Origin of the sequence: Leptospira fluminis (genome assembly GCF_004771275.1) — a bacterium.
Lineage (GTDB): Bacteria > Spirochaetota > Leptospiria > Leptospirales > Leptospiraceae > Leptospira_B > Leptospira_B fluminis.
In genome coordinates, this window is record NZ_RQEV01000007.1 from 66,782 (window position 1) to 93,129 (window position 26,348).

Sequence of the window (26,348 nt, forward strand, 5' to 3'; positions counted from 1 at the left end):
AGTTAAGGAACCTTGGGGGTGACGTAGAAGTCCTTGAAGTTCGTGTACCACGGAATATTTCCCGCAGGTTGATCGACATAAATGAGAAGACATGCGATCGGATAACTGACGAAGGGGCAATCCGATTTTGTGATGGCTATGGTGCAGAGATCGAGGTTTCTTTTTTGTATGTCCCCGATCGCAACCGGAAAAGGTGTCGGTATAGGACTTCCGCATTTTCGGGCAAGATATTCCGCTGCCGCGTAAATTTGGCTATTGGAATCTCCTTGGGAAATCAGATCTTGGCGAACGCAATTTCCGCAGACGAAAAGCAATATAGAACAAAAGATCCGACCCAAAAACGAGGATCCCGTCATTTTACGTCCTCGTCGCTCGGAGGAGCCCCCACCACCATGCCTTTTACTTTCAATACGCTGACTGTGCCGACGGGAAAGAAAAGATGGGTTTCGTGCCAATATCTGACTTTGACTAGGGATTTTCCGCCTGGAATTTTTCGAACAGCTTCGCTTAATGCGTAGTCCATATTGATCGGGTTGGTGACGGGGATGAGTCCGAATAGAAAGAAGGCGGAGCTTTCTCCGGTGGAGATACCTAACTCGTCATAGTCCGCGCTTCGGACAATGGTGGCGGAATCCGTTATCCGGATTTCGCGGATCCTTCCACCCACATCCGCGCGGGAAAACGTTCCGGAACACGCCCCCAAAATAGCGAGAGCAGCGCTTAAAATCGCGATATTCGAATATGGATTCATAAAAAAGAGAAATCAGCGTCCTCTTCGTTTCGGTTCCGTCGTATTCGGGATCGGAGGTATCGGAGCCGCATCGAAGCGGACGGCTTCCGCGGAGATGTGCAATCGATTCACCGTTAAAAAGCCGATTATGAATTTATCCGTCCAGTAACGTAGATTGATAAGGGCATCCGCTTCTTTCTCCTTTTGGAGTTCCTCCAGCAATGCGTCGACGGGAGGAGTTTTTAAAGGGATGCCTATGATCGCGATATCGAATGTGACCCAATATTTCCTTCCTTCCACAGGCCCGAGGACGGTATATTTTTTATCCGCCATCGGCACTGTACTTGTGGAAAGGCCCGCGCTTGCCGTTGCGCAGGAGCAGAGAATTCCGAGAGAAAGTGATAAAATGATCGCCTTGAAAGACGGAAGAGACATTCGTTTTGGTATCCTTGGAAACAAACCGACCCGGGTCTATGAAAAGCCGGAACCTGGTTAGGTTCCAATTTTTCTCATTCGTCTAAACGGCCCGGGAAGAAATATTTTCCAAGAAAAAATTTCCCGGAAGGGTACGGGAGGCCGTTTTTTATTCGTGTGAAACGGTTAAACATTAAATTATTTTTCGGGCAAACTATCCGACGGACGACGTATCCCGCAATTTCGAATTCCGAAAGGCGGAAGATATATTACAAAATTATAATTTTATTTATTTTCCTTTTCGGTAAAGATCGAGCAGATTTCTTGCAGCTTTCAGCGAACTGATTCCGCCTTCCGTAACCCTTTGTTCCGCCTCGGAATATCTCGTTCCCGTCTTTTCGCGGAAGTCCTCCACGAGCAAGGATTGCACGGATTCGTGCAGCCAATACTTGGCCTGTTCTTTTCTATTCTTCCGGAAATAACCGTTGGAAGTAACGGTTTCCACGTATTTCAGAATTTCCTTCCAGAGCTCGGGAATTCCCTTTCCTGTTAGTGCGGAGCAGGCCAGTACGTTCGTAGGGACTCCCGATTCGTGCGGAGGGAGAAAATGGATCGCCGAAAGAGTTTCCGCCTTGGCTCGTTCCGCGCGGGATGCGTTTTCTCCGTCCGCTTTCGTGATGGCTATCAGATCGGCCATTTCCATGATTCCTCGTTTGATTCCTTGCAGTTCGTCTCCCGCTCCGGCAATGAGTAGTAGTAGGAAGAGATCCGTCATGGAATGCACCGCAGTCTCGGATTGGCCCACTCCCACGGTTTCGATTAAAATCGTATCATAACCGGCGGCTTCGCAAAGAAAAACGGCTTCTCTCGTTTTGCGCGCCACTCCGCCTAGGGATTCTCCCGACGGGCTCGGACGTATGAACGCTTCTTCTTTTCGGGAAAGGGTTTCCATTCTGGTTTTATCCCCGAGAATGGAGCCTTTAGAGATTTGGGAAGTCGGATCCACGGTCAGGACGGCCAATCGCCTTCCGTTTTGGATGAGTAGGTTTCCGAAAGATTCTATGAACGTGCTCTTTCCTACACCCGGGATCCCGGTGATTCCGATGCGGATACTTTTTCCGGAATGAGGAAGGCATTGTTCGATCACTTGTTCCGCGAGATCTTGGTGGGCGGGCAGAGTACTTTCTACCAACGTGATTGCACGGCTAAGTAAAACCCGGTCTCCGTTTAGAATTCCTTGAACGAAGGTTTCCGCATTCGGCAGGACTTTCCGCGGTCCGCTTCCTCTCAGAAAGCGTCCTTCGTTTTTGGCCGGTTCCGACACGGAATTCAGACGCTCTCGGTCGCCTTGATGAGAAGTTCCAGGATGTCCACTCCGGCTTTCGAAATTTTCGTTCCCGGTCCGAAGATCCCGTTCACTCCCGCTTTGTACAGGAAATCGTAATCCTGTTGCGGAATCACTCCGCCGGCGATGACTAGAATATCCTCCCGTCCTAGGCGTTTTAATTCCTGGATCACTTGCGGAACGAGGGTTTTGTGTCCGGCGGCGAGGCTGGAAACTCCGAGGACATGCACATCATTTTCCACGGCTTGTTTAGCGGCTTCAGCGGGAGTTTGGAAGAGGGGACCTATATCGACGTCGAAGCCCATATCGGCAAAACTTGTGGAAATGACTTTCGCCCCTCTATCATGCCCGTCTTGGCCCATTTTTGCGACCATGATTCTGGGCCTTCTACCTTCCAATTTGGCGAATCGTTCGGAGAGTTCCTTGGCCTTTTTGAAGTCGGGATCGTCCATAATCTCCTCCGAATACACTCCCGTGATGGAATGAGTTACGGCCTTGTAACGACCGAAGACTTTTTCCATCGCGAACGAAATCTCTCCCAAGGTCGCCCGTTTGCGGGCGGCATCCACGGCTAATTCCAAAAGATTGCCGGGTTCTCCTTCCGCACATTTCGTGATCGCGTCTAAGGCGGATTGAACTGCGGCAGAATCCCTGTTTTTCCTGAGTTCGTTCAGTTTTCTGATCTGGGATTCCCGGACGGCAGTATTATCTATATCTAATATTTCTAAAGGTTTTTCCTGGCTCGGGCGATAACGGTTGATTCCTACGATCACATCCCGTCCGGAATCGATCCGTGCCTGTTTTCTCGCCGCGGCTTCCTCTATTCTCATCTTCGGGATTCCCGTCTCGATAGCCTTGGCGATTCCGCCTAACTTTTCCACTTCTTGGATGAGTTCCCAAGCGCGGTACGCCAGATCGTTCGTAAGAGCTTCCACGTAAAAAGAGCCTCCCCAAGGATCGACGACCCTATGGATATTCGTCTCTTCCTGGAGATAGATCTGGGTATTTCTTGCGATCCTCGCGGAAAAATCCGTAGGCAATGCGATGGCTTCGTCCAACGCGTTGGTGTGCAGCGATTGGGTATGACCCAGGGCGGCAGCCAAGGCTTCTATACAGGTCCTCGCCACGTTGTTGAACGGATCCTGCTCGGTTAGGCTCCAACCCGAAGTCTGGCAATGGGTACGGAGAGCTAAAGATTTGCTGTTTTTCGGTTGAAAACCTTTTACGATCTTGGCCCAAAGCAGACGACCCGCCCGCATTTTTGCGATCTCCATAAAATGGTTCATTCCGATCGCCCAGAAAAACGAAAGGCGAGGAGCAAAACTGTCCACGTCCATCCCAGCCTTGATTCCGGTTCTGAGATATTCCAATCCGTCGGCGAGAGTGTAGGCCAATTCCAAATCGGCGGTTGCTCCGGCTTCCTGCATGTGGTAGCCCGAAATGGAGATGGAATTGAATTTGGGCATGTGCTTCGTGGTGTACTGGAAAATATCCGCGATGATCCTCATTGAAGGAGCGGGAGGATAGATGTACGTATTCCGAACCATGAATTCTTTGAGGATGTCGTTTTGGATCGTTCCGGAAAGGAGCTCCGGTTTGACTCCTTGTTCCTCCGCGGCCACGATATAAAAGGCCAAAGTGGGAATCACCGCGCCGTTCATCGTCATGGAAACGGACATCTGGTCCAAAGGGATTTGGTCGAATAGAACCTTCATGTCAAGGACGGAATCGATTGCGACTCCGGCTTTACCTACGTCGCCTACGACTCTTTCATGATCCGAATCGTAACCCCTATGCGTCGCCAAGTCGAACGCGACGGAAAGGCCCTTCTGTCCCGCCGCGAGGTTTCTCCTATAGAACGCGTTGGATTCCTCCGCGGTGGAAAAGCCCGCGTACTGGCGGATTGTCCAAGGCTGTTGGGTGTACATCGTAGAGTACGGTCCTCTTAAAAAAGGAGGAATTCCTGCGGCGTATTCCAGGTGATCCAGGGATTTTACATCTTCCGGCAAATAGACCGGTTTGACCGGAATTTTTTCCGGGGTTTGCCAAAAGGCGGATTTTAGATCGGAAAGACCGAGTTCGTCTAGAGCCTCTTTGGACCAATCGTTTGGGTTTTCCTTTCGGTAGGAATGTTTGAGAGAGGGGTCGAATACGGGTCGCTTCATTGTATTCCTAGCCTTTTTTGGAGATCGGTCAAAGTATCGAGTAGATTGGATTTGATATGCAGAAAGCCCTGCACACCCAGCGCTTCCAAGGCGGATTTGGAATCTTTCGGAAGTCCGGCGACGAGAGAGATGGGCCCTTTTTTTCCGTCCGAACCGGAAAGGATTTCCTGGACCCATTTTAGGACTTCATCGTCGGAGGAACAAAATACTAGGGCGTCCGGCTTTTCCTTTCGAATTCCTTCCTTGGCATCTTCCGCAGTTTCATAACTTCCCGGATCGATTACGTTGAATCCTCCGCATCCTAAAAAGTTTAGGGAAAAGATGGCGCGAGCCTTTTTCATTTTCAGGTCTCCTACCGGGAGGAGCAGAATTTTGGGACTTCTTCCGTTTTTCTTTTCCCATTCCTCCGTACGGAATCGTATCTTTTCGATCGCGTCTCCGACGAAATATTCCGGAATCGCAGCGCAGGTCCATTCTCCCGGTTTGGATTCCAAGGATCCGGGAAAAAAGAATTTGTTTCCTTTCCCGCTCGAAATCTTGTCTTGAGCGTTCGGGTATTGGGTCGTTCCGAGAGAGATTTCCTTTCTCGTAGCGTAATTTTCTTCCTTTCTTTTCCGGGAATTTGCGATTCTCTCCTGGATTTTTCCGGATTGCAAAGATGCGAGAAATCCGCCTTCCGCTTCGATTTCGCAGAAGATTTTCCAGGATTCGTTCGCGATCGAGTCGGTTAATTTTTCCAGATAATAGGAACCTGAGGCAGGATCTACGACCTTTCCGAGATGGGATTCGTGTCTCATCAAAAGCTGGACGTTTCTCGCAATCCGTAAGGAAAAGGAATCCGCCGGCTGGAGAAGGTGATCGAAGGGGAGAACACTGACGACTTCCGCACCTCCGATGGCAGCGGCCATCGCTTCTGTGGTAGCGCGGAGCATGTTATTGTAAACGTCATAAACTCCGTAATTGTACTTTGCGGTTTCCGCAGTGATGAAAGGGAGCGATGCCTCTCCTGAATCGGAGGAATAGGTCCGGAAAATCCGCGACCAAAGGGTTCTCGCGGCCCGGAATTTGGCGATCTCCAAGAAATAATCCGATCCTACAACGAACTGCAGAATCATCTGGGAATTTACCGTCTCCGGTTTCAGGCCGGCTTCCGAGAGTAGAAAAAGATATTCGGATCCGAGAGCGAGGGTAAAGGCCAGCTCTTCTACGATTTCCGAACCGCTATCCCGGAACGTGGAGGAATGAACCGTGAGGCCTCTGAAATTCGGCCAGGTCGCGGCGTATTCCTCCAAAATCGGTTTCAGCGCTTGGATTCCGTGTCCGCCCGAACGGCCGTGACGGGCGAGGATCCGAAGCGGATCGTAACCGAGTCCTCCGATCAAAGGTTTGATCTTGGGCAACCATTCGTGAATCAGAGGAGAATTTTCTTCCGCGACGAAATGCAAGGTACTCTCATGAAGAGGAAGTTCTGCCAATAGGAATTCCAGATCTTCCTTTCTTTTCAGAGGAATTCCTCTTCTTCCGGACGTGGAGTTTTCGATGACAAATCCGATGGAATCGACTCCGTTGGATACGCTTTCCATCGCCAATTTTTTTGCAGTGGGTAGGTCAGGAGAATCTATGTCCTGACGGATATTCCAGTCGTTAGTCAGTTTGCGAGTGGAGCGGGTGTAAGGAAACGTTCCGGGAAGGTTTTGCACGGACCATTCCAGATCCGCTAGATCTTCTTTTCTATAGAACGGCTGGACTTTGAAGCCTTCTCCCGTTTCCCATACGAGCTTTTTTTCGAAATCGGCTCCTTTCAGATCCTTAAGGATCTGATTCTTCCAATCTTCCGTTGAAACCGGCGGAAATTCGCTAAAGAGTTTTTCGGACATTTTCATATTCTCTTCTCTGCAGAAAAGATTCTCCTTCTAGGGAATTAGTGAAATCCTTCATGTAAAGTCTAAAAAGCCGTTTTAGGTCCCTTTTTTCGTGGATAGATAATGCGGAAGGGAAAGCAGAACGGCAAGAGTCAAGGTGCCCACGATTACGAAAAGGGAAACTTCTATGGAGACGTGTATTTCCCACCCTAACATCCACTTGGAAAAGAGAGGAAGCAGGAGTTTGATTCCTACGAACGCCAGAAGTAAAGAGACCCCTTTTTTCAGATGCACGAATAATTCCATGACTCCTCCTAAGAGAAAGAACAAGGATCGTAGACCCAGTATCGCGAATACGTTGGAAGTATAGATAACGAAACTATCCTGGGTGATGGAAAAAATCGCAGGAATCGAATCCACTGCGAACAATATATCGCTGAACTCCACCACTAGAAGAACCAAAAAAGTGGAAGTGAAAAGTTTCTTTCCGTGCTCGGTCACCAGGAATTTTTCGGGGTGGGAAGAAGAAGTCATCGGCAGAAATTTTTTGGCGACTTTCAGCAATTTCATTTCTTCCGGATCGAAATCCTCTTCTTCGTCGTGGGAGTACATTTTCCAGGCGGAGTATAGGAGTAGGATCCCGAAGAAATACAGGATCCATTCGAATCTCGAAACCAGTTCCGCGCCGGAAAAAATCATCGCCCCACGGAATAGGAGCGCACCCATGATTCCCCATTTTAGAATCATGGGTTGGTATTGTTGTTGGATCCGGAATTTTGCGAAGATCATGATGAAAACGAAAAGGTTGTCTACGGAGAGAGAATATTCCAAAAGATAACCGGCCAAAAATTCCAAAGTCTTTTGCTGTGCTAGTCCCGGATTTGCGGAGTCCAAGTGGAAAATATAAATCAGAAGGGAGAAGGTCAGAGCCAGAGAAACCCAGAACAGAGTCCAGATTGCGGACTCCCGAAGGGAAGGTTTGTGTGCGCGCTTGTTGAATACGAATAAATCCAGATAAATTAAAAGACCGACGATCGCGCCGAAAATCAGAAAAAGTGTAGAATCTTTTGGGCTAAAAGAGAGCATCGCAGAGTCCGAACCTGAAAAGTGTGGATGAAAGACAGGTTCCAGCCTGAGATTGGGAAGACAATCCCAAATCCCGTCTTTCTTTTTTCCGTACGGTGGTAAAATGATCTATATCGTCTATCCGATTCTTTGCCTCTTTCACCTATTCGTCGCAAGCCAATGGCCGGATCTTTTTCTTTTGCATCTCGGATCCAAAGTTCTTCCGATTCTCGTATTGATTTGGGATTTTAGCGCGGATGCTCGTTGGCAAGGTCGGAGCGGAATGTGGATCGGTTTCGGATTGGTATTTTCCGCGATCGGCGATGCGATTTTAGCTTTTCCTCCGGAGTATTTTGTTTTCGGTCTGGGAAGTTTTTTGCTCGCTCAACTTTCCTATGCCTGGGGATTTTCCGTCGGAAACCCGGTTCAATTGATCCGTCTCCTTCCTTTTTTAGCCTTTGGCGGAGGGTTTTGTTACTGGCTTTTCCCGTCCGTTCCGGAAACATTACGAATTCCCGTAGCGATTTATATACTAGCCATCGTCGCTATGGGTTGGCGGGCCGCTTCCCGAGCCTGCGAAAAGTTCGATCTTTGGTTGGGAATTGCAGGAGCGGTATTTTTCATTCTTTCGGATTCCCTCATCGCCTTAGGACGTTTTGCGGAGATTCGTCTTCCTTCTCACGGTGCTTGGATCATGGGCACCTACTATTTGGCCCAGTTCTTAATTTACGTTTCCACGGAAGAAGAAAGCTGATCCGAAATCGAAAAATTAGTATTGAATGCTTCCGAAATTTTTTCTAGAATTAGCAACCGGAGTAAACAGATGAGTATCAAACCCCTTAAAGAAACTACTTTCCTCGAAGCCGTTGCGGCCGCGATCCAGCACGAAAAGGACTACTTCGAGTTTTATATGGATACGTATGAAAAACTCCCGCCGGGTCGTACTAGGGAGTTGTTCGAGAAACTCGCGGAAGAAGTGGACGACCACATCAAATTCATCACGGAAATCTATGAAGATGCGGAAGGAGCCGAATTGCCGAACTTGAAGCAACTCACCGCCATCCATAAATTCCATCAGACTACGATTCAGAAATTAATGAACAAGGTGGAGCGGACCATTACCGGTTCGGGTTCCAGAGACGCGCACGAGGCGCTGGAACTGGCAATCCGAGAAGCGGAAAACTCGGTGGCTTTTTACGAGAAGTTGACCACCAAATTCTCGGATCCGAATATCAAACTTTTGTTTACTAAGTTGATGGAATATAGCCAGAACTACCAATCCCTTCTCGAAGCGGAGTTGAACGCACTCGATCAGACTCATTCCGGACGGGGAGCCTTCTTTTGGGACGAGCAGGCGGAGGAAGTGGCAAAGGCTGTCGACCAGCCGGTAAAAGGAACGAAATCCGCCAAGTCCGTCGGACAGAAAAAAGCGGCCGCAAAGAAAGTCGCCAAAAAAGCCGCGCTTAAAAAACCTGCGGCCAAAAAGAAAGCGGCCACTACGGCAAAGAAAAAAACGGTCGCAAAAAAAGCTTCCCCCAAGAAGAAAGCGGCCGCAAAGAAAAAACGTTAGAACGACAGAACTAGGAAGCGGAGCCGGGAACCTTTCCCGACTCCGCTTTAAAAAAGGGTTTTTCCTCCCGCCTGCTTCCTTCAATCTGGACCCAAGATGAAAACGAACGGCTCTCCGGATTGGTTACAAATCCAAGCTCTCTATCCAGTAAATCGGGAAATGATCTGGCTGAATAATTGCGGCACTACGCCTTGCAATACGGAAACGATCCGATGGGTGGAGGAATACCTTCGCGGCTATGCGGCTCACGGAGGTCAGACCGATGTGAGACGTTATGCTACGGTAAAGCGCGCGATTCGTTCCATTCTTGCGGAGTTATTGGGATGTTCTCCCGAAGAATTGAGCTTGATCCATCATACCAATGAAGGAATGAATTTTCTTTCCTTAGGCCTTTCTTTGCAAGAAGGAGATCAGATCCTACTTTTGGAAAACGAATATCCTTCTAATATCTATCCGTGGGAACATTGGAAGGGTAAAGGAGTGGAAATATCTTTCGTTCCCATGTCGGAAACTCCCGAAGGATTTCTGGAGAATTTAAAGAACTCCGTCACTGCGAAGACGAGATTGGTGAGCCTTTCCGCAGTCCATTGGTGTACCGGTATGCCCTTTCCTCTGGAGGAAATCGGCACATTTTTGGCTTCCAAGGGAATTGAGTTCGTTTTGGACGGGGCTCAGGGAGTGGGATTGCTGCCCATCCGTCCGAAGGAAATGAAGATCTCCTATATGGCTTTTCCCGCTTGGAAGTGGTTATTGGGACCTTTGGGCTTGGGTGTGCTTTACGTAGCTAAGGAAAAACTGGCAACTCTTCGTTTTCCGTTCAAAGGTACAGGATCGGTGATCAACGACGAGGCATATCTTCCGTACCGCGAGGAATTAAAAGGAACAGACCGGTACGAGATTTCGACGGTCAATTTTATCGATTGGGTTTATTTTCAATCCACGTTGGAAATGCTGAGTGGGATAGGCTTCCACAATTCCATGGAGAGGATCTATGAACTTGCGGATTATTTGTCGGACGGACTCCGGGAAGCCGGCTGGGAACTTGCCTCGGATCATTTTCCGGATTTCAAGACGGGAATTGTCGTGGCGGAAAAACCGGGAATTTCTTCGGAAGATACGGTGAACGAATTGAAAAAGAAAGGGATCATGTGCGCGCTTCGTTTGGGAAGGGTACGGTTTTCCCCTCATATTTATATTTCCAAAGAACAATTGGATCGAGTGATGGATCTCTTGGAAGGGTAGTATCTTTTGGCAAAATTTCTAGAACGGGCAACCTTACTTTTTCCCCTTTGGGTCATCCTCGGAGTATCTTTGAGTTGGATCCGGCCGACTTGGTTTGCCTGGTTCACAGGCCCTTGGATTACGTACAGTCTCGGGCTTACCATGCTCGGAATGGGGATCACTTTGGTGCCGGAAGATTTCAAGAGGGTGTTCGAGACACCGAAGCCGGTGATCCTGGGTGTCGTCGGCCAATATACCATCATGCCGGTATCCGGGTGGGCTATCGCGAACCTGTTGGACCTTCCTTCCTCCTTGGCGACCGGCCTGATCGTGGTTTCCTGCTGCCCGGGAGGAGTCGCGTCCAATGTAATCTCCTTTTTGGCCAAAGGAGATGTTGCACTCTCGGTTTCGATGACCGCTCTTTCCACGCTTCTTTCCGTGATTTTTACTCCTACCTTAACTTTGCTATTGGCGGGAAATCGAATCGAGGCAAATTCCTTGGGACTCTTTTTGAATACGTTCGAAGTGGTTATTCTCCCCGTAGCTTTGGGAATCTTACTGAATCGATTTACGCCGAGATTCGCCGCCAAAATCAAGGTGGTTTCGCCCCTCCTGGCCGTCCTTCTGATCACCCTGATCGTTGCGTCCATCTTGGGAACGGGAAGGGATGCGGTCGTCAAATCCGGATTTACCCTTTTATCGGCGGTTTTTTTACTGCATGCCTCCGGATATTTTTTCGGTTACTGGCTGGCAAAATGGGGAACCGGGTCCGAGATCGTTTCCCGAACGGTATCTATCGAGGTCGGAATGCAAAATAGCGGTCTCGGGGTGGTTTTGGCAAAAAACAATTTCTCCGATCCTATGGTTGCGATTCCGGCCGCGCTCTCTAGTTTTATTCATTCCGTGATCGGAAGCGTTTTGGCCGCCATCTGGAGGAAAATTCCTAGGGTTCGCGAGAGTGAAATTTCAGAACTTCCTAGCGATCTTCCTTGATTTTTCGGGTCTTTTTTTTTTTATAGCATATGCAACCTACCGAACGTCTCGGATTTTTAGCCCTTAGGGTAGAAAAACCGTTCCGCCCGGAGAAATAGGTTAATTTTTGAACAGAGAAATCCGCCATGAGAGAGATCATTAAACTTTCTTGCCAGGTATGTAAGAAGAACGCTTATTTCCAGACCAAGAATAAAAAGGCGAAATCCGAGAAATTGGTTACAAAAAAATTCTGTAAATTCTGCAGAGCGCACGTCGAACATAAGGAATCCAAAGTTTAATCGAGTAGGCGATGGTCGCAAAGAAACAGGCATACGATAAGAAGATCCTGGCCGAATTACAGGAATTACTGATAGAGAGAAAAAATTCTCTATTGGAAAAGTATGCCAAGTGGGAAGACAATAGTAAACCTTCCGGCTTAAAAGAAATGGGGGACATCGCCGATATTGCCTCCGAAATCAACGAAGAGATGCTTAGCTCCGTGCTCACGGAATCCGAGATCGATACGATTCGGGAAATCGATGCCGCATTGGAAAAAATCGAAGACGGCACCTACGGAATCTGCGAAGGTACGGGTAAAAAGATTCCTCTGGCCCGTTTGAAAGCCATCCCATGGACGCGCTATACTGTGGAATATGCCGAAGCGGTTTCTAAGCACCGCGCTTCGGGCAAAAAAAGCCCACTTTCCACCACCCTTACGGGAACGTATAAAATTCCCACGGACTTGGATTCTCTGGACGACTGAGAATTTCCTTTTCTTATTTTTAGATTGAAATCTCCTGATTTTCCGGGAGCATTTCCATTTCGTGCCAAGCATATTCGCCCGTTTGAGGCCGCTTCGAACCCCTACGTTTTTAACACTGATCCTAAGTGTTTTCCTTTCTTATTTCCTGCTTCGATGGACTCTTCTGGTCCGGAATACGGACGCAAACTTCGGGGTTGCCTGGCTCCAATTTATCGCCGGACTTTTACCGAATCTTCACCATAGGAAATCGGGCCGAATCTTTACGGCCGCATTCGCGCTTTTTTCTCCAGGACTTCTTTTGGCGTCCGCAAACGGAACTCTTTATCTCTCCGCCTTGTTTGCAGGGGCGACATTGGGAGTTTTTCTGCGCCAGTACGTTTCCACTTTTTACGGTCATCCTTCTAACGAGGAGGATCCGTTGCTCAGGTATTTCTATATCAATCGACCGTATAAGAATTCCTTGGAGTTCACTAAGAATCCGAAGGCGGGTCTTTTGGTGGCTCTGTTATTTCTAGTCTTGGAACGATTGCTGACGTATTTCGGCATTACTCCTTTTACGGAAGGCATTTTGCAGGATACGGAATTCGCCCCCGGGATCTCCTCTAAATATGCCTTCGCTCTTACCTTGGATGGGTTGGGGGCATGGCTTTCCGCACTTCTTTATTTTTTGGCGGAAGAGACCAGTTCCCATGATACGGATCCTCCGGTAAAACATTGGAGGACCGGAATCCTTGCGGGCTTTACGGGAAGTCTGATCCTAGGAATGCTGCAGGCGATTTTTCCGGAAACGGATTTCCCGTTTAGTTCGGGGAACGCGCTTACATTCGGTGTTTCCGGATTCTTTTCCGATGCGGCAGCGTTCGGGATCGCGATGCCGATTTTAGCGGGCTATTTTCTATATTTCGTTCATAGTAGAAATTGGCGGATCGTCACTCGGATCGTTTTGACCTCCGCGATTTTACTGCCCATGGCGATCGCGGGAAGATTCCAGGGGCCCGGATTCTGGATCCTGACCTTGCTACAATCGACCGTCTGTACCGGACTATCCTACCAAGGCGGGATCAGAAATCGGATTTGGAAATTCGCATTTTTACCTATCGTACTTCTCGTTTCCGTAGGGCTCTTTGTCGGAATGTATTTTCTGGGAGGTCAAGAATGGTCTCCTACCGCTTGCCATCTCTTTCACGATCATTGGGCACAGGCCTGGAGTAAAGGTAAGGGGATCTCGAAATTTCTGGAACTGTCCTGGAAGGACGGTTGGATCCAAACCTTATCCGCTTGGAACTGGTGGAAGGAGGCTCCTTTTTTCGGACACGGTTTCGGTAGTTTCGCTCTCAGGTGGATCGAATTGGGACCGAAGGGGTCCATACCCGCGTTCGGGCAGCAGGATTTTTCCCTCAGTTCCTTGGCGTTTTTGTTAAACGAAGGCGGCGTGACATTCTTTTTATTGTTCTTCGTTTGGATCGGCTTCGAGTCTTTTTCTAGAGGGACGTATTGGACTCTGCTTCTACTAGTGTTTCCGATTTTCTTTTTTCTCCCTTGGGTCGGGGCTGCCGGGAGTCTGGCATTTCTTCTCTTTTATATCCTGGGCTCTTCGGGAGCTTCCACTAGAATGCTCCCGAAATGGTGGATCATCCCGATCTTCAATTTGGTTTGTCTCATTTTCGGAATCGGAATCACGATGAAAACGTTGGTCCGTCTCTCCGGGCTTGCACAGGGGCCCGAATTCCGCTACGAAGAAAGGAAAACTTTCCAGCTTTCCGCAAAGGAAAAGAACGTTTCTAAGAACGGAATCCGAGTCCACTCCTTCCGCTCCGGAACTTCTTGGGTTATAGGAGATAAGAATGCGGTGAATCTGAGAGTCCTGCTTCCTATCGATCCGAAACCGGGGAAACCGGTATATTTAAAATGGGTTTTTTCGGACGAAAAAGGAATCGAGCTGCAGTCCAGAAGCACTCCCTTGCCTAATGTTTCCAATGCGGTTTCTCTTACGGTTCCTTCCGGAGCCAAGTTTTTGACGGGAAAGATCTTGCGGATGTCCTGGTTCGAAGCGGGGCCTTCCGAATTCCTGATTTCTACCGAAGATTTCGACGGTCTCAACAGGATCCGCTGATTCCTTCACGTTCAGGAATTCCGTTTGACGGAAGCTCGAAGCGAGAGTATCGCGTCGAGCAAATTGCGGACCTGTTGCCGGATCCGAACCAGCCATCTCCAAGCGACTAAAGACCATGGGATTTCAGGAAATCGAAATAGCGCTCCTCCTTCGTGGTTCGGATCGTCTTGGCGGAAATTCTTCCAGACCGGGACGGCTCGGATCGCCTGAAAGTTTTTTCCCGCAATATAAAAGGAAACTTCGGTATCTTTCTCTAAAATAGGCTCTTGTGTGAGAGGGGAATAGAATCCTCTTCTGGAAAGGGAGTATGCCAGAGTAGGTTCCTCCTTATCGGGAGGGCCCAAAGTTACGGAGAGGAAGAGAGGAACTTTCAGGATTCTCTCCTGAAAGAACGCCGGGTTGATGAACCCGCGGAAAAGGAATAAAACTCCCAACCAGGCCGGATATTCCATGAAGAGCGCGATGAATTGCAGAAAGTCTATGTTCACCAGATAGAAAGGAATCAGGTGAGGCGCAAAGAGATAGAAGTTTAAGCAGAAGAGAGGGATGCCGAAAAGCAGAATGGCGATCAAGGTCCTGCCCGGAGAGAATAGGCTCCTGAATAAGCGAACCGTCTCCACCCGTTCGAAATTCTGCGTCTTTCTCAACCAGGAATCGTACCGCGTAAATTTCTGGATCATGGAGTAGTCGTCTAGGAATAATCCCCCCGCTTGCATTAGCTCAAAAGGTAAGGAAACCTCGGCTTGCGCGATCAGAAATTCCAGCGCTAGCAAGGTCACTCCTAAAAGGAGAGGGATCCATAAGATTCCGGTTTCGCCCCCGGCTAAGAGTCTGTTGTAGAACGTATGAAGCAGAACGGCTCCTAAGAACGCGGAAACCGCTTCTAAGCCGGACAAGGAAGCTTTCCTAATCTGAAAATTCCGTAAAAGAAAGAACCCCAGGATTCCTCCGGTAAACGCATGCAAAGGTAAGGAGGTCCCAGCTCTAAGCAATCCGGGCCAAAATTCCAGCTTAAAGGAATAAAAGACGTTTTCTATACAACCGAAGGACGCGCCTAAGGTAAGTCCGAAATACAATCCGTCGGCTAGGTTGGAACTGTTCTTCGTTTTCCGGAGATACCATATCGCCAGGATGGCTTTTGCACTTTCTTCCGGAAGGGCGCCGAAGAGGAATGCCTGTAAAAAAGGGTTCAGACCTTGAAAGAAATCGAATACGAACGCTTCCCAAACCAACGCGATTCCGGTCGCCACCATTCCGGAAAAAAAAGCGATGGTGGAAACGAGCTTTCCTTGGCCGGAATAATAGGTGCGCTTATAGAAGTACCAATAGAACCAGGCCGCCGCCACAGCCGTTAAAGGTTTGAGTAGGTCTATCGAAACGTTCATGGTACAAAAAAAGGCATCGCCCCCATTAGTATCGGACGATGCCTACCCGTTTCGTAAATCGAAGGAAATTCTTAAGCGATTCTTACCTGTTTCTTCCTAAGAAAGTACAGGGCGATTCCTCCGATGCCTAACAGTCCGGCCGCGTATAAGACCGCGAATTTCCGAACCGACAGGAGTAGATAACCTAGAAAGTCGGAAGAATCGGAAACCGGAAACACCTTTGCTTCGTTGCTGATGTGCTGGTACCAGAGTTTATGATCTCCACCTCTGGAAGCTACCCATTGGGAGAATTCGGAATATCCGGTTTGGGACGGATTTCGAATGTCCTGTTTTTCATAAGGGTATTTCCAACTTCCCGGAACCAGGATGGCCCAGGGGAACCCGGAGGAATCCAGATAGGAATCGGATCCGTCCCCGTTTTTGTACAGGCCGGGAAAGTGGATATCCTTATTGGTGCTGATCACATGAGCGAACGTATCATAAGGAAAGGATCCTAAGGACGCTCTCGACACAGGAGTATCGAATACGATTTCCACGGTTGCGACGTGTCCCGGTTTAAATACTTCTCCGGGGTTCGCGTTCTGTCCGTCCAAAGTCGAGCTGGAATCGGGAAGGAGTTCTATTCCGGCGTTCAACTGGTCGGCGGTTACTTTCGTGGAATTTTTTGCCACCTTTTCTTTTCCATTGCCGTCTTCCCTACGGTACGATACGGTCGCGCCTACCCGAACCGGAAGTTTTAACATCAGTTTGTGCCGGTATCCGGCTCCTCTGGCTACGTGTTGGTATCTTCCCCGAAGGCGGACGATCTTGCCGGCTGCGTTCAGATCTTCCTGGTTCTTCAATTGAACTACGTAATCGTTCAGGTCTGCGTCTCCTGCAGAAGGATAGAGATCCTCGAAAGCTAGAGTATATACTCCTTCGCTGGGATAGGACAATTCGGTACAACGATCCTTGTCGTTCGGGTAGATGTCGGTGTCATCGGCGACTCCGTCTCCGTCCGAATCGGCAACCTTCTTATCCGGTAAATCGGTTTGATAGCGGATCGTTCTTGTGATTCCGAGCACTTTATCCAATTGTACGTACTGGGAGATGGATTGTCCTCCGATCGTGACGTCTATCGTGATGCTTCCCACGGACGTGGGCGCGGTTAAGGTTCCCGTTAGTTTGCCGGAAGAGTCTGCCACCCCTTGGAACAGCAAGTTGTTTTGATCGTCGTAGATTAGAACGGAAGCCCCTGCCACAGGTTTGGATCCCTTATCCAAGATCGTTATATTCATCGGGATCGATTGAGTGGTATTGAAATTGAACGGGGGATTTCCCTTGGGGTCATCCACTACGACCACTGCCGAAGTGGGGGTTCCGGATCCGCCGTTACCGTCTTGGTTGCCTCCGGAGTTTGAGTTTCCTGAGGAGGATGAGCCGGAAGAAGAACTGTTACCCGCGGTGTTTCCGGATTGGTTGGAACCGTTCGAGTTTCCGGAAACATTCGAATTTCCATCCGAGTTGGAATTACCCGAGGAGCTGGAACTTCCGGAAGAATCGGAGTTTCCAGAGGTATGCGAATTCCCGGAAGAGCTAGAATTTCCTGAAGAATTAGAATCTCCGGAGGAGCCGGAGTTTCCAGAAGTATTCGAATTCCCAGAGGAACCGGAATTTCCGGATGAACTCGCGGTTCCGGAAGAATTGCCTGCAGAGTTCGAATTTCCCGAAGTACTCCCCGATCCGGACGATGAGGAAACGCTCGTAGAAGTGGAGGGATTTCCGGAACCATCTCCGGAAACGAATACAACTCCGGAACTGCCGGTGTTTCCCGCAGTGCTACCTGTCGATCCCGAGGCGGTGGAAGTTCCGGGATTATTGAGAAGAGCTAGGAAAGGCAATAGTAGGCCATTTTTCTTGCCCCCGGAACAATTTCCGAAGATTGCAATTAGCAAAACCGGTAAAACGATTCTTATAACATTCATAAAAGGAACCCTGTGTTTGATGCTTCTAACTAAAAGACGTAGGGTTTCCGGCAGGTACTACAAAAGGATTAGTTTTTTTTAGCGATATGTAATGTCGCGTTTCCGAATACAAAATTGGTATATTCTACTTCCGTAAAACCCTGCGCTTGGAGTTGTTCCTTAAGGGATTCCTGGTCCGGATAGGAGAGGGAAGAGACAGGCAAATAATCGAACATTTCGTTTTTGCCTCCCCAAAGGAGATAACCCAATACCGGAACGATGCGAAAGAAGTAAAAGTCTGCGATTTTTCGGACGAAGGGGTTTTTGACTTTGCCCACATCCAAATTCGCGAATACTCCGCCCGGTTTCAGGACCCGATGGATTTCCGAAAGGGCCGAATCCAAATCGTCCACGTTGCGGAGACCGAATCCTACGCTCACCGCATCCAAACTTCCGGAAGGAATCGAAGTTAATTTTGTCGCGTCTCCGACACGGATCGTAACACGACCGCTTCGGACGGGGACTTCCAGCCTATGTCTCGCAACATCCAGCATTTTCTCCGAAAAATCGATACAGAGAAGTTGCCGGACTTTTCCGGATTGCTCCAGCCTGACGGAGATGTCGCCGGTTCCGCAACATAAGTCCAGGACAGAAATGTTATCTGTCGTTTTGGATTCGATTTCTCTAACCAATCGATTCTTCCAGAGTCTATGCAGATAAAAGCTATTCCAATCGTTGAAACGATCGTACTTGGATGCGATTCGATCGAAGTTTTTTTTTACGAAAGCGGCCTTGTTCTCCGCCGACGGCATTCGGAATCCTGTCATTTTCTTCAGATTTTTTTCGAAAAGTCTCTTTGGCAAGAGGGATTCGGATCGCTTGTTCGATCGACAGGTTCCGTCACTTTCCAAATCCTGTAAAAGAGAAAGGAGAGAAACTTCGAGTCGTATGTTCGCAAATGGTTGGGATTGGGTATCGACTTTGATCGGGATGCTCTCCGTTTGGAATTTAGGCACTTTTTTTCATGTGATTACGAGCGTGCCTAAATTCAAAAAAGAGCTGTTATCGGAGTTTAGCTCCGAGATCGATTCCGGGATTTGGGAAGAGAAAGTCTCGGCAAAATTGTTTCTCCTGGAAACGAGATTGGTGTGGGTCCGTCACCTAGCCGGAATCGCTACGATGCTGGGCCTACTCGGAACCGTCTTGGGAATTTCGGAAGCATTTTCTTCCCTACAAGCGGCCGGCACCGTCAGCTTGGACGCATTTGCGGGCGGGATCCGTTTGGCTTTAGTGACTACGATTTTCGGACTGTCGGTCGCGATTCCTTCCTTATGGGCGTTTCAGTTCCTGAAAAACAGGATTCTGGGTCTAGAAAGGGAAGCGCTTTCATGGCCCAAAATCCCTCCGACAGGAAACAGATGAAAAGATCGGTTCTCCGCGAGGATGAGGAGTCTTTCGACCTCACCAGTTTTATCGACGTGGTTTTTATTCTTTTGATTTTCGTAATGTTGTCGGTGAGTTTTCGGAAGGAGATCCGGTCCATTCCGTTGAATTTGCCTTCCGTAGGAAACGGGGATGATCCGAAAGGGGAAAGGATCGAAATCGTTCTTTTACCCGGCGGTTCTTTTCTTTGGAGCGGTTCTGAATTGGATCGGTCGGACTTGGAAGGTAAGCTTGCTGCCGGCGGTTTACGGGGCAAAGAGGTCCGTTTCTTTGCCGACGAAAGCGCCGATTACGGAGTTGCGGTTAGAATCCTGGATTTGTTGAGAAAGGCAGGTGTCGGTTCCCTAGAACTCGCCGTCCGAAAAACTAAGTAGGGGATTCGGATCCGCCCAACTTGGGATTATTCTTGTGTCTTTCCTTATCTCGGTTCGTATTTTTTTCCAAGGTTTTGCGGAAGGCTTCCTCGAGGGAAATTCCCATCTGATTAGCAAGGCAGACCAACACGAAAAGGATGTCTCCGAGTTCTTTCGGAATTCCTTCCGGGTCTTCTCCTTTTTTGAAGGATTGGTCTCCATACTTCCGTGCCACCAATCGGGAAAATTCTCCGACTTCCTCCATCAGCAATGCCAGGTTGGTAAGTTCGGAAAAATAGCGAACTCCGATCGTTCGGATCCATTCGTCGACCGATTGTTGTGCTTCGTCGAAAGTCACCGCGTTTTAGATCCCATAGATTTGTTTAGACCCGCCTTTTCCTCCAAAAACGAAATCAGTATTTTGGTAGGTTCCTCGAAACATCCTCCGCTCAAGTGGTGAGGGTCGATGAATTTCTGGCATCCGACCCGATTTCGAAATTCTTCCAGATCCAGCACCAAGGTTTCCGGAAATTCCGCGACCAGTTCCTGCCGAAGTTTCGTCCAGTCCGCGTAAAAGGGAGACTGTCTTACTTTCTCAGTCAATTTGGAATAAAGGAGAGGAGACCACAATACCACCTTGATTCCTTTTGCGGAAGCCCTTCTTATGAATTCCTTTAGAAAAGCGACTTGTACGTCCGATCGTCTGAAATTTCGGTACGTATCCCGGTAAATCCGCTCGGATTCCGAATCCAGTTTGTCTTCGGGAGTATTGGCCAGTAAGGCATTCGGAATTCCCCCTTTGAAACGGTCCGATTCGTCCTTCAATTTACTCCGGATCGCCATGAGATATGCAAGTTCTTCGGGACGTTTGATCCTGGAAAGGGCCTCTTTGAATCTGGGAGGAAAGATGGACGTTCGGAAGACCCTGCTTTTTAAAAACGTATCCCAATCGTTCGTGGAAAAGACTTTCCAGTGTTCCAGGAAATACGAGGAATCATAGGAATAACGGAGGGCGAATCGATTGGCAAAATCCGTAGCGGAATCCGGATAGTACTCCAAGATCGCATAGTCCAAAGGGATTTTTCGGTCTAAGAGTCTTTCCAGAGTATAGTTATGGAAAGAATAGGGCGCAGACGGAGCGGAAAGGTTGTAAACGATCAAATCCGGATTTTCCCGATGGATCTCCGTAAGGGAAATTTCGCCCATATGGGAAGTTCCGAAGAACGTGAGCACCTTCTCTTTCGGAGATTTGGAATCGGTTTCCCGTTTCATCGTGTCCAGGATCCGGCCTTTCATTTCATAAAAGTAATATTCCGCTCCCGATTCCGTATAAGGGCGGACCCATTCCGAGGAAAGCAAACGGTCCCAAAAAATGGCGAGTACGGCGATTCCTAACGGAATCCAAAGGATTTTACGGCTAAGAATCGGAAAATTGACGTCTGCGGTTCTCATATTCTATCCTAAAAAGCGAAATAAATGAATTCTTGTCCCTTTCCCGCATAGTTTCCAAAGATCAAGGCTCCTAACAACAGGAAAGCGAGAAGCAATTTGCCGCGATTTCTGTGGAACCACATCGGGTATCTCTTCGGTTCCTCCAAGGCGTGGAATAACAATCCGCCTAAAAGAAACGGTAAGAGAAGGTCGAAGGATAAGAATGTTTCCTTATTTTCCGGTTTGAAACCGAAGAATCCGTTTTTTATAAAATAGAAAGAATCGGAGATAGTGAAAGCGCGAAAAAAAGCGATTGCAAATACGAATAGGATGTATGTCCAAAAGATACGGATTCCATGGAAAATTTTTCCCTCGGCGGGAAGGATTCGAATGCCGTTCTTTTCCAGAAATCTTTCCACGGTCAAAAAAAGTCCGTGGGAAACTCCCCAAGCGATATAAGTCCAATTTGCCCCGTGCCAAAGACCGCCTAACGCGAAAGTCAGAGTTTGGTTGAAGTTCGTCCGGAACTCGGACATTCGATTCCCGCCTAGAGGGATGTAGATGTAATCTTTCAGCCAGGTTCCCAGAGTGATATGCCATCTCCTCCAAAGCTCGTGCACGTTCCTGCTAAAAAAAGGTGCATGAAAATTCCGAGGTATATTGAACCCGAACAAAAGCGCGCAACCGCGAGCCACGTCGGTGTAACCGGAAAAGTCCGAATAGACTTGCCACGCGAATCCGTTTAAAGCGAGAAAAAGGGAAAGTCCACCGTAATCCTTGGGTCTGGCAAATACCGGATCGATCAACACTCCCAGGTTATCGGCGATGAGCAGCTTTTTACTCGCTCCCAAACCGACGAGAAACAGTCCCGTATAGATCGCCGTCTTATGAATGCGGAGGTGTTCCAGCCTCGGAAAGAAGTCCCGCGCCCGCATGATCGGTCCTGCGATCAACTGGGGGAAAAAAAGTAAAAAAAGCGTAAAGTGAAAGAAAGAAACATTCTCCTCAACTTTCCCTTTGTACGCGTCTATCACATAGGCCATGATCTGGAACGTGTAAAAGCTGATGGCCAACGGAAGTATGATTCGGAAGGGCATCGTAGACGTGTCGAACACCGACCATTTCGTGACGTAGAAAAGATTATCCGTCACGAAATAAAAATACTTAAATAGCGCGAGATTGAGCAGGTCGAGGACGATGATCGTAGCGAGAAGTTTCTTGCTTTTCGTCCGCTGTATCGGTTTTAGAAAAAGATAATTTAGAAAAACAACCCCCAATAAATGAAGTAAAAACGGAGGATTCCAAGACGCGTAAAACGCCAAAGATGCGATTAAGAGGACCCATTCGCGGAATTTTCGCCCGTTCCAGCTCCAATAAATCAAATAAACGACCAGGAAGAATAGGAAGAATAACGTGGAAGTAAAAATCATTTCGCTAGTTTCTCTTTGTGACCCAACTCCGCCGGCAGATCTCGAACGATCGCTTCCGAAAACCGAATCATTCCTAGTTTATTCAAATGGATCAGGTCGTAATAATAGTCGCCGTTTTCCGGTCCGTCGAGGCTGGCTTGGTAATCCAGGAGTCTGGCTCCGGGGAGTATCTTTTCCAATTCTTCCTGCCAGATCTTGTTTCTTTCGGGAGTTCTCCAGGCTTTGACGATATCGCTGTACGGTGCGAGAACGGGAATGATCCTGATTTCTTTTCCGTTCTGCTTTCCGATCCTACGAATGTCGTCGTAGAGGATCCGCAGGCGTCGGAAGAATTTGTCTACGGCCGCGTTTTTACCCACGCTAGTAGGGGTACGCTCCGCTAGAACGCAGGTATCCCAAATCGCCTTTTTATGAAAATGGTCCGAGCCGGCAGGAATCGATTCCCCGTTTATCGGATTCGTTGCAGCCAAGCAGCTATTCACATCTTTTGCCGCCGGATACATGCTGATGCGAGCGAGGTTCGGGTTCTCGTAAGGCCAAGGATCTATCTTCTGTTCTTTTCTTCTCCTGCCTATGTCTTTCAGGCGTTTGGACGGATCCAAAAAGAAATCGCGCATATCCCGCCTGTAAGCCACGCTTTTCAAAGTCAGAAAGGCCAAGTCGTCGTAATGAACGTTGTATCCGAAGTCGTAGATTTTTTGGAGGGCGAGGGGCCTGTCCAATTCGCTTAACATGGAAAGCGTATGCAGCTCCAGATTCGGTAAGTCCAGCCAGGGCGTGGACACTTCCAGAACGTGGATGACCGTATGCACGTTCGGAAATTGGGGCAATAGTTTCTGCACTAGAGCGTCCTGCACAATGATCTCCGTTCCTTCCATCGCAAAAGATTGCACTCTTTCTCCGTACGGTTCGAGAGCGCCGTTCAGGATTCTGAGAGATAATCCTTGGTGGGCTACGGAGGTTCCGAGAAGGATCACGCTCGGATCGAATACCGCTTTTTTTTCCAAAACGTATTCGGTGTTTCTGACCACGTTCGCGGCAAAGGAGCCTTTTTTAAGATAAGGCCGATAGACTCCCGCTTGCAGACAGAGGTCGAAACATATCAGGACAAGTACCGGAATCCAGAATTTTCTGTCTCGAACTAGGCTTATCATCGGATTCATTTGTTCGTCGCCTCAGAAATCGAAATAAAGGAAGTTCTTGCTTTCGGTGATTCCGAAGATTAGAAGCAGAAACACGTTCGCTAAAAAGAAGAGGGCAAACTTCCGTTTGCTCTCCGCCAAGGATTCGATCGTATTCTTGGAAAAATAATACGAAGCGGCATAGCAAACCGCCAACAACAGTCCGTAATCGTAATTGACGTAAGACTGTACCGATCGGAATCCGCCGGGCACGAGGAAGAGGAGGGATTTCATCATTTCCCAAGCTTTGCCCATCGTTTCCGCGCGGAACATGATGAATCCGAAAGCAAGAAAGAACATCGTAAGTACTCTGGCGAATATATCGTATAACCTTCCTCCTTTTTCGTTTAACCACACGGATAGTTTGGTAGCTCCGTATTCGCGATGGACTGCGAGCATCACTCCTTGCCAGAGTCCCCATCCGACGAAATGGTACGCCGCTCCGTGCCAAACTCCCGCAAAGAGCCAAGTGATGAATAGATTCCTATATGTTATCCACTTCCCCGCTCTGGAACCTCCGAGAGGAATGTAGATATAATCCCGGATCCAGGTGGAAAAGGAGATATGCCAACGAGTCCAGTGGTCCGCGATGTTTCTCGCCACCATGGGAAAATTGAAGTTCGGATCGAATTTGTATCCGAACAACCTCGCCACTCCGATGGCGATATCCGTGTATCCGGCAAAGTCGAAATAGATCTGCCAGCCGAATGCCAGCGTTCCGGTCCAAATCTCGACGGGATTTAGAGTCGAATAATTCCTGAAAGTGAAGTCCGTCACTTTTCCCAGGTTATCCGCAAAGACGATCTTCCGTGTGAACCCCATGAGGATCTGGCAGAAAGCGATCTCCACATCCTGACGGGTAACCGTCGGAGGATGGTCCAAATCCCGAAAGAAAGTATGAGCCCTGACGATGGGGCCGGCCACTAACTGGGGAAAAAACGAAACGTACAGCGCGAAATCCAGGAAGGACTTTCGAGCCTCCAGTTGTCTGCGGAACACATCGATGGTGTAACTCATGGACTGGAAAGTATAAAAGGAAATTCCGACGGGAAGGATGATCTTTAAGGGGTCTATTTTCGTCGGGCCGAGATGTTGGAGATCCGCAAAGACCTCCAAAAGAAAATTCGTGTACTTAAAGTAACCTAAAATGCCGAGATTGGTGATCAAGGAGGCCACGAGGCAGATTTTACGGAACCTATCCGTGACTCCTTCCTTGCTCATCAGAAGGCCGGCGAAATAATCCACCACCATAGAGACGATCAGGATGAGAATGTATAAGTTGATCCCGAAGTCGCAGAAGGATTTATCGATCCAGAATTCGTACCAACTGCTTGTGCGAAGTTCGGCGCATTTGATGGTCGCCGGATGCCAAGCGTTATAAAAATACAGACTGGAAAGTAGGAGGAAGACCCTCCGATTGGTTCCCTTCAAAATCTTCGTTACGATCAGAACGATCGGCAAAAAGATCATGAAATGGGCGGAATTGAACAGCATGAGTGCGGTTTTCCTCGACTCCTGAGCAGTTTTTTGCGATGAGCGAAACTCACAACCCTATTTTTGAACTTCGGGTCCTTCCCATTCCTTACCGTACACCGGCTCCGGAGTGATGTCTTTGTACTTGTCTTCGATCCCCTCGATAAAACTGACGGTCGGTTTTACCGAACGAGGATAGGTGGAGAACGTGAAGTTGACGCAAAAGAGCAGAAGCAGATAGGCCAACAGGAGGAGGTGGGTCAAGGCTCTCGTGCCGAAATAGACTGGGCTCAGTATGAAGGAGCGCAGAACAAGCGAGGCAAAGATCAATAAGCCGATCACGGTCGAAACCCAGAATTCGAAAAAATAGCCTTCCCACCAAGTGTAAAACAATAAGGAAGGACCTACCCATAGGAAAAGCAGGACGAGTTCGATCTTGAATTCCTTCCAAAGTCGGATCAGATTGATCGTCGCTACGGATAAGATACCGATCCAAAAATACAGATTCAAATTATAAGGATAGGCTTTAGGGTCCGTAAGATCGGCGGCCCGAATCCTAAGACCGTTTCTCACGCCTTCGAAATTCAAAAAAGCGTCTCCGATTCCTCTATAGAAATTCATCACATAGTTTTTTGGCCCGTCGGAAGCTCCCCATTTTTCCTGGGACGCGTATAGGAAAAGCCAGTTCGCGAAATTCCGTTCGCTCGTCGTTGGGGAAACAAGATCCCGTCCCAAGACGACGAAACCGAGGTATAGATAGGATGCGGTCAGAGTTAATACGGTGCCGAACAGATAGATCAGAATCCATTTCATCTTGGAGGAAAGGTGGAATTTCGCGCCTGCCCATTCTTTGGAAAAGAGCAGCGAAGCAGGGACGAAGGTCAGAAAGATGGTATCGGATTGGTGGAAGTAAACGTTCCAAACCTGTAAAAGATACGCGAAGAATAATTTTCCCGCGGACCATCCTTTTTGCGCGTTCCAAACGCAATACAAGTAAAGGCAGGCCGTAAGACAGGAATGGATCAGAGGCGTATCGTTGTGTTGGGCGTAAAACCAGAACCCTTGCGTGAAATGCACGCCGAGTCCGAGAAGAACGGATCCTAACATATCGGAATACATTCGCCAATAAGCGAACATTAGCGTAAAAATAAAGGTTATCGCCACGGCTAAGGTTCGGATCCGGAGTCCGAACATCAAAGAATCGGGGCCGTGGGCCCATTTCCAGAATTTCGCGTAAATATAACCGGTGCTTTCGAATCCGATATGATGCGGATTGAAAAAAATCTTCGAAACCTTATCCGATCGAATATTATGAGTATATACTATGGAATCCCAATCGTAATGGCGGGAAAGAAAGCGGAGATCGAAAAGGAATAGAGCTCCGGCAAGTAAGGCCAGAAATAGAGTACCTTTCCAAGGGATTTTGTACAGCAATCCGTTCCTCAAGGCAAGAACGGGGGAAATCAGGATCTTGGACAAGGAAGCCATT

26 protein-coding genes are annotated in these 26,348 nt (G+C 48.5%); 10 read left to right on the forward strand and 16 right to left on the reverse strand.

The features are described 5' to 3' along the window. Positions 1–2 precede the first annotated feature (2 nt). From EHO61_RS05595 to EHO61_RS05625, 7 genes are all read right to left on the reverse strand, one after another. Positions 3–356 (reverse strand): hypothetical protein, encoded by a 354-nt coding sequence (locus EHO61_RS05595; RefSeq protein WP_246032027.1) that lies wholly within the window; start codon positions 354–356, stop codon positions 3–5. Then, a complete protein-coding gene (locus tag EHO61_RS05600; protein ID WP_135812658.1) occupies positions 353–751 on the reverse strand; it encodes a hypothetical protein in 399 nt (132 codons plus the stop codon). Before EHO61_RS05600 ends, EHO61_RS05595 begins: the two co-directional genes overlap by 4 nt. A gap of 12 nt (positions 752–763) precedes the next feature. After that, positions 764–1,165, reverse strand: a complete 402-nt coding sequence (locus EHO61_RS05605; RefSeq protein ID WP_135812659.1) for an LIC20211 family lipoprotein — start codon at positions 1,163–1,165, stop codon at positions 764–766. A 268-nt stretch (positions 1,166–1,433) separates the two neighbouring features. Next, on the reverse strand, positions 1,434–2,477 hold the full coding sequence (gene meaB / locus EHO61_RS05610) for a methylmalonyl Co-A mutase-associated GTPase MeaB (protein ID WP_425460335.1): 1,044 nt from the start codon (positions 2,475–2,477) through the stop codon (positions 1,434–1,436). Then, the gene (gene scpA, locus EHO61_RS05615) at positions 2,474–4,654 is read right to left on the reverse strand and encodes a methylmalonyl-CoA mutase (RefSeq protein WP_135812661.1); all 2,181 of its coding nucleotides are present in this window, start codon (positions 4,652–4,654) and stop codon (positions 2,474–2,476) included. The genes meaB and scpA overlap by 4 nt, the downstream gene beginning before the upstream one ends. Further along, a complete protein-coding gene (locus EHO61_RS05620) occupies positions 4,651–6,531 on the reverse strand; it encodes a methylmalonyl-CoA mutase family protein (RefSeq protein WP_135812662.1) in 1,881 nt (626 codons plus the stop codon). Before EHO61_RS05620 ends, scpA begins: the two co-directional genes overlap by 4 nt. Before the next feature lie 81 nt (positions 6,532–6,612). After that, the gene (locus EHO61_RS05625) at positions 6,613–7,602 is read right to left on the reverse strand and encodes a TerC/Alx family metal homeostasis membrane protein (protein ID WP_135812663.1); all 990 of its coding nucleotides are present in this window, start codon (positions 7,600–7,602) and stop codon (positions 6,613–6,615) included. 103 nt (positions 7,603–7,705) lie between these two features. On the opposite strand from EHO61_RS05625, the gene EHO61_RS05630 reads away from it, so the two are divergent. The 7 genes from EHO61_RS05630 (at position 7,706) to EHO61_RS05660 (ending at position 14,220) form a co-directional block, all read left to right on the forward strand. Then, on the forward strand, positions 7,706–8,335 hold the full coding sequence (locus EHO61_RS05630; RefSeq protein ID WP_135812664.1) for a lysoplasmalogenase: 630 nt from the start codon (positions 7,706–7,708) through the stop codon (positions 8,333–8,335). Positions 8,336–8,404: 69 nt separating this feature from the next. Further along, positions 8,405–9,151 (forward strand): ferritin-like domain-containing protein, encoded by a 747-nt coding sequence (locus EHO61_RS05635; protein WP_135812665.1) that lies wholly within the window; start codon positions 8,405–8,407, stop codon positions 9,149–9,151. A gap of 96 nt (positions 9,152–9,247) precedes the next feature. After that, on the forward strand, positions 9,248–10,393 hold the full coding sequence (locus EHO61_RS05640; RefSeq protein WP_135812666.1) for an aminotransferase class V-fold PLP-dependent enzyme: 1,146 nt from the start codon (positions 9,248–9,250) through the stop codon (positions 10,391–10,393). Positions 10,394–10,399: 6 nt separating this feature from the next. Then, positions 10,400–11,365 carry a bile acid:sodium symporter family protein gene (locus EHO61_RS05645; protein ID WP_135812667.1) on the forward strand — a complete coding sequence of 322 codons (966 nt, stop codon included), beginning with the start codon at positions 10,400–10,402 and terminating at the stop codon, positions 11,363–11,365. Positions 11,366–11,490: 125 nt separating this feature from the next. Further along, positions 11,491–11,643, forward strand: a complete 153-nt coding sequence (gene rpmG / locus EHO61_RS05650; protein ID WP_135768596.1) for a 50S ribosomal protein L33 — start codon at positions 11,491–11,493, stop codon at positions 11,641–11,643. Between the two features lie 11 nt (positions 11,644–11,654). Continuing rightward, on the forward strand, positions 11,655–12,107 hold the full coding sequence (locus EHO61_RS05655; RefSeq protein ID WP_135812668.1) for a TraR/DksA family transcriptional regulator: 453 nt from the start codon (positions 11,655–11,657) through the stop codon (positions 12,105–12,107). Positions 12,108–12,252: 145 nt separating this feature from the next. Next, complete coding sequence (locus EHO61_RS05660) at positions 12,253–14,220, forward strand: hypothetical protein (protein WP_135812873.1); 1,968 nt, start codon at positions 12,253–12,255, stop codon at positions 14,218–14,220. Between the two features lie 11 nt (positions 14,221–14,231). Here the strand turns inward: EHO61_RS05660 and EHO61_RS05665 are convergent, their stop codons facing one another. Next, positions 14,232–15,605, reverse strand: a complete 1,374-nt coding sequence (locus EHO61_RS05665; RefSeq protein ID WP_135812669.1) for a PrsW family glutamic-type intramembrane protease — start codon at positions 15,603–15,605, stop codon at positions 14,232–14,234. A gap of 71 nt (positions 15,606–15,676) precedes the next feature. Next, the gene (locus tag EHO61_RS17410) at positions 15,677–16,882 is read right to left on the reverse strand and encodes an LruC domain-containing protein (RefSeq protein WP_342776049.1); all 1,206 of its coding nucleotides are present in this window, start codon (positions 16,880–16,882) and stop codon (positions 15,677–15,679) included. 43 nt (positions 16,883–16,925) lie between these two features. Between EHO61_RS17410 and EHO61_RS17415 the strand changes: the two genes are divergently transcribed. After that, positions 16,926–17,651, forward strand: a complete 726-nt coding sequence (locus EHO61_RS17415) for a hypothetical protein (RefSeq protein WP_342776050.1) — start codon at positions 16,926–16,928, stop codon at positions 17,649–17,651. Here the strand turns inward: EHO61_RS17415 and EHO61_RS05675 are convergent. After that, on the reverse strand, positions 17,638–18,375 hold the full coding sequence (locus tag EHO61_RS05675) for a ubiquinone/menaquinone biosynthesis methyltransferase (protein WP_135812671.1): 738 nt from the start codon (positions 18,373–18,375) through the stop codon (positions 17,638–17,640). The genes EHO61_RS17415 and EHO61_RS05675 overlap by 14 nt on opposite strands. A gap of 121 nt (positions 18,376–18,496) precedes the next feature. Here EHO61_RS05675 and EHO61_RS05680 point away from each other — a divergent pair, with 121 nt between their 5' ends. Beyond that, positions 18,497–18,970, forward strand: coding sequence for a MotA/TolQ/ExbB proton channel family protein (locus EHO61_RS05680; protein ID WP_135812672.1), 474 nt, complete (start codon positions 18,497–18,499; stop codon positions 18,968–18,970). Further along, positions 18,967–19,365 (forward strand): ExbD/TolR family protein, encoded by a 399-nt coding sequence (locus EHO61_RS05685; protein ID WP_135812673.1) that lies wholly within the window; start codon positions 18,967–18,969, stop codon positions 19,363–19,365. The genes EHO61_RS05680 and EHO61_RS05685 overlap by 4 nt, the downstream gene beginning before the upstream one ends. Here EHO61_RS05685 and EHO61_RS05690 read toward each other — a convergent pair. Genes EHO61_RS05690 through EHO61_RS05715 form a run of 6 tightly spaced genes read right to left on the reverse strand, consistent with a single transcriptional unit; the run spans position 19,358 to position 26,347 of the window. Then, entirely contained in the window at positions 19,358–19,702 is a 345-nt protein-coding gene (locus tag EHO61_RS05690) for a nucleotide pyrophosphohydrolase (protein ID WP_135812674.1), read from the reverse strand. The two genes, EHO61_RS05685 and EHO61_RS05690, sit on opposite strands and share 8 nt — an antisense overlap. Further along, the gene (locus EHO61_RS05695; RefSeq protein ID WP_135812675.1) at positions 19,699–20,796 is read right to left on the reverse strand and encodes a DUF1574 family protein; all 1,098 of its coding nucleotides are present in this window, start codon (positions 20,794–20,796) and stop codon (positions 19,699–19,701) included. The genes EHO61_RS05690 and EHO61_RS05695 overlap by 4 nt, the downstream gene beginning before the upstream one ends. 8 nt (positions 20,797–20,804) lie before the next feature. Then, positions 20,805–22,205, reverse strand: coding sequence for an MBOAT family O-acyltransferase (locus tag EHO61_RS05700; RefSeq protein WP_135812676.1), 1,401 nt, complete (start codon positions 22,203–22,205; stop codon positions 20,805–20,807). Beyond that, on the reverse strand, positions 22,202–23,368 hold the full coding sequence (locus EHO61_RS05705) for an SGNH/GDSL hydrolase family protein (RefSeq protein ID WP_135812677.1): 1,167 nt from the start codon (positions 23,366–23,368) through the stop codon (positions 22,202–22,204). Before EHO61_RS05705 ends, EHO61_RS05700 begins: the two co-directional genes overlap by 4 nt. A 12-nt stretch (positions 23,369–23,380) precedes the next feature. Continuing rightward, positions 23,381–24,880 (reverse strand): MBOAT family O-acyltransferase, encoded by a 1,500-nt coding sequence (locus tag EHO61_RS05710; RefSeq protein WP_135812678.1) that lies wholly within the window; start codon positions 24,878–24,880, stop codon positions 23,381–23,383. A 57-nt stretch (positions 24,881–24,937) separates the two neighbouring features. Beyond that, on the reverse strand, positions 24,938–26,347 hold the full coding sequence (locus EHO61_RS05715; protein ID WP_135812679.1) for a hypothetical protein: 1,410 nt from the start codon (positions 26,345–26,347) through the stop codon (positions 24,938–24,940). Position 26,348: the final 1 nt, after the last annotated feature.